The following is a 3,887-nucleotide window of genomic DNA, read 5'->3' as shown; positions in this document are numbered from 1 at the left end:
CTTCTCTGAACTAACGGCCAGGCGCCGTTCCTGCTGTTGGTGGCGACTATTGGTCATGCTCCTGGCTGGTGGGAGTGGTCGGGTGGTGTGGGGTTGTCGCGGTGCGGCCGGCGAGTTCGCGGAAGCCGGGGATACCGAGTGCGACTGTAGCGTTGCCTCTGGCGATGGCGGTGCCGATCTCGGCGAGTTTTTCCCTAGTCGCGGCGAGGCTGACCCGGAGTCCTTCGGCTTCCCCGACCCAGCCTTTGTGCTCGGCTTCCGCGATGCGGGTGATGAGGTTGTCGCGGATGTCGACCAGGCGGTGTCGTTGGGCTGGATCGACCCTCAGCAGTGGACATCGAACGCAACTGTGCTCGTGAATGCAGCCGGTGCCGTATGCGCGGCCGCAGTCGCCCAGCGCCAGTCGTCGCCGCTCGAAGTGGCCAAGGAACTCCTCCCATTCGGCGTCGGTGGGTCTGCGGTATTCCTCGCTGGGCCGCAGGGCTCGGCGACGGGCGATGAAGGCGCGGTGTCCATCGATAGCTTCCTCGGGATAGACGGCCTTGTAGCCCATGGTGGTGTTGATGTCGCGGTGGCCGAGTATCAGCTGTGCAATGTGGGGCGGCATCCCGTTCATCACTGCGTCGGTGGTGAACAGGCGGCGGAAGTCGTGGGGCGCGAAGTCCAACGGTCGGCCCGCCGTATCGGTGAGCCCGGAGCGGGCCAGGGCGCCGCTGATCAGGTCGCGGACACCGCCGATGGGGATCGGCCGGGTCTCGAGGCCAATGGCGCGTTGGAATAGCAGCGGCATCGGTGGGTTCCAAACCTTCTCGTGGTGGTCGTAGGCGACCACCAGAGGGACACTGCCGTCGCTGCCGCGGACGCGACAGACGACCGCCGACAGCACATCGGCCAGTTCCGGTGAGATCACCAGCAGGCGTTCCTGATCGGTCTTCGACGGCGGAATCTGTAGTAGCGGAATGAGTTCCCCGGTGTGAGGTGTTCGGTATTGGACCAGGCTTGGGTGGGTCAGCTCGGTGAGCTCCTCGACCCGGATGCCGGTCATCCGCAGGACTTCGATGGCGGCCCACGCCCAGAAGGCGTTGTCCTCTTCACGGTTCAGGTCACGTCGTCGACCGGTGTCGGGTTCTTCGGCCCAGGTGCGGGGCGAGTGCCGTTTCAGGCGTGCGCGCCGCAGTGTGAGGCCCTCCACGGTGAATTGCTCGCCAGGCTCGACCGTCCGGGCTGCCTCGAGGCGGGCCGCGGCTGCCTTTCGTTCTCGTTCGACGACAGTGGCCAGCGCGGGCAGTGCGGGCAGGCGTTCCCTGGTGCGCTGGTCCATGCGGGACTTGCGGCGAGAAGTCATCTTCCGGTGCTGCACGTCGGCGGCCCGGATCGGGCACGGCACCGCCCACGGTCCCCAGCGGGCTGGGTCGTCGACGGCCCATTGCGCCAGGTCGAGGTAGAAGCAGCGCACGGTGATCAGGATGTCGGCCGCGGAGTCGCGTTCGACCGTCGTCTCGATGACATCGCCGTGTTCGTTTCTCGACCGCACCGTGCGGGTGCGGATTCGTTGTTTCCACCCGGCGGCGACCTCGGGGGTCAGCTGCAGCGAGTCGATTCCCGGGTGGTGTCGTTCCAGGTCCTTCCAGAACCACAGGGTCAGCGTGGTGGCCAGGTTGGTCAACGTGCTGTAGTCGACGGCGGGTTGCCGTTCGCGCAAGTAGTCCACCAACAGCTCACGCACCGGGCGACAGGCCAGGTCGTAGCGGTCGACAAGCTGCTCGACCGACAGCCTGCCGACGAAAAGGCTGCTGAACATGCGCACCGTTGGCGGCGCATCCGCGGGGAAGGCCCCGATCGAATGCAGCAGCTGGTAGAAGAGCGGGCTGTGCCGACCGGAGCGGTTGGGTCCGGGGAACACCTCTCGGCTGGTCTGCATCAATTCGATGCAGTCGCCGGGGGTGACGTCGGCGACCGTGCCGCCCTTGGCGGCCATCATCAGCGCCACCCGCTCGATGGCCGGGACCATCGTCGCATCGCCCACCGTGCTCGACGTGCGGACCGCCCGCAGCTGCGCGAGGCCATGACGATCGCGGACTTTGGCCATCTCGTTGGCGATGCGCAGCGGCGAGGACGTGGCCATCAGCCAGCCCAGCGACGGGCGCACGTAGTCGCCACCGATGAGCTGGATCAGCCCCATACCCAACAGCCTGTGGACCGAGCGGGGCTGCTCGCCGAGCAGCCCTGCCTCGTCCAGGTCGGCGAGCAGCTTGACGCGCCAGTCCCGGTGACCGTCGATCCCGGCGCCGGTGGCGTTCCACCGCTGCTGCCACGACGAGCCCGGATACAGCTCAAGCCAGTCCAGCACCGTCTGCAGCGACTTCTTGCGGTGGTAGCGGGCGTTCGAGTCCTCGGCCCGAAATGGTCCGCCCGCCAGTCGGGCTTCGACGGTGTCGCGGCTCTGCCGGGTTGCCGTCCACGAGGTCGGCGCCGGCCGGGGCGGAAATTTCTCACGCAGCACCTCCGCTTCCCGGCTGAGCTGCCATGTTCTCATGTTCCCGGCGCTGGAAACGGTTGCCGTCGTCATGACGTCCCCCGCCCGAACAGCACGTCCAGGCTGTCCTGCCGATATCTCAGCAGCGGTTGCTCGGGTGCGGGTAGCGGCTCGGTTCGTCGTCGGTGGTGGGCCAGCACCGCCTCGACGACGTCTTCGGGAGTCGGATTGACGTAGATCTGAGTTGTGGTCAGCGACGAGTGGCCAAGCACCCACTGCACGTCGGTGATCGGCATCTTCGGGTCGCGGGCCAGCCGGTAGGCCGCGGTGTGACGCAGGTCGTGGAGCGACCAATTCGACCCCAGCAGCGCGTTCGCACGGCCGAACATCGCCCGGGCGGCGTGGTAGTTCAACGCACGATACGGCCGTCTCAGCGTCCACCACACCGGGTCATCCGGTCCGGCGGGCACCACGCCGTGTGTCTGCTGCTGGTAGAGCCGCAACCACACGAACGCGTCCGGCGACGCGGGGACCTGTTGCATCGCCCGTGACCCCTTGCGCACCACTGTGATCAACTGCCCGCCAGGATCGACGCCGCCATGCAGCACTCCCAGCAGTTCCGACGCTCGAACGCCGGTGGATACCCAAAACGCGACCAACGCCCGGTCCCGGTCACACGACAAGCGAGCGAACAACTCATTGAACAGCGCGTCAGGAATCTGCCGAGGGATCCGCTTGACCTGCCGGGGCCGATACAGACCGGCGCGCTGCCGCTGAAACGGGTCCATCTGGTTGTGATGCGCATTCGGGCGACCGGACCGGGCCAGCGGAAACGGATTCGCCAACGGCCCGGTACCGGCCTCCACGTGGAACGCGTAGAAGCCGCGCAGCACCGTTTCGGAGTGCGCCACGGTCGCGACGGCGTAGGTGCGACCCGGCGAGCTTTTGCCGGTCACCGGGTTAAGCGTCGGTGTCGCCGCCGGTGCAGGTTTGTCGGAGGAACGCCAATGCGGCCGAACGGGTTTGGTGCTCATCTGAATCCATCGGGAGAAGTCTCGCGCCTCGGCCCTCGTCGCCTCCTGCCACGCGACCTCCACTGCCGACAGGAAACGGAACCACCGAAGCAGGTCCATCCCGTAGGAACGCTGCGTTGCCGTCGACCGGCCCGCCGCCTGCAGTTCGGCCAGATACGCCGTCACCGCGCCCACCGGCTCACCACAAGCATCGACCAACCGAAACGGCTCCCACGGATCGCCGGTGGACACCAACGACCCGACCAGCTCGACCCTCAACGACTCCAGATTCCGATTTCCATCTCGTGATTCAGACATGGTCAGGCAACATAGCCGGGCCTCACAGCGACCAGCTCGAAGAACACGAACCCACACTCCGGTAGTTCAGTCAACACACC

At 66.7% G+C, this 3,887-nt stretch carries 2 protein-coding genes; both read right to left on the bottom strand.

The window, feature by feature from the left end; genetic code table 11:
- Positions 1-46: 46 nt before the first annotated feature.
- Positions 47-2,536, bottom strand: a complete 2,490-nt coding sequence (locus tag G9373_RS44755) for a tyrosine-type recombinase/integrase (RefSeq protein WP_167121237.1) — start codon at positions 2,534-2,536, stop codon at positions 47-49.
- A 29-nt stretch (positions 2,537-2,565) separates the two neighbouring features.
- Positions 2,566-3,807 (bottom strand): tyrosine-type recombinase/integrase, encoded by a 1,242-nt coding sequence (locus G9373_RS44750; protein WP_167121235.1) that lies wholly within the window; start codon positions 3,805-3,807, stop codon positions 2,566-2,568.
- Positions 3,808-3,887: the final 80 nt, after the last annotated feature.

Origin of the sequence: Rhodococcus sp. A14 (genome assembly GCF_011603105.1) — a bacterium.
Classification (GTDB): domain Bacteria; phylum Actinomycetota; class Actinomycetes; order Mycobacteriales; family Mycobacteriaceae; genus Rhodococcus_F; species Rhodococcus_F opacus.
Note: the sequence above shows the minus strand (reverse complement) of the source record. Positions and strands in the feature narration are given on the sequence as shown.

What these genes read in the sequence shown, in the direction of transcription:
- G9373_RS44755 (WP_167121237.1), bottom strand. Translation starts at nt 2,536, where the DNA reads ATGAGAACATGGCAGCTCAGCCGGGAAGCGGAGGTGCTGCGTGAGAAA.
- G9373_RS44750 (WP_167121235.1), bottom strand. Translation starts at nt 3,807, where the DNA reads ATGTCTGAATCACGAGATGGAAATCGGAATCTGGAGTCGTTGAGGGTC.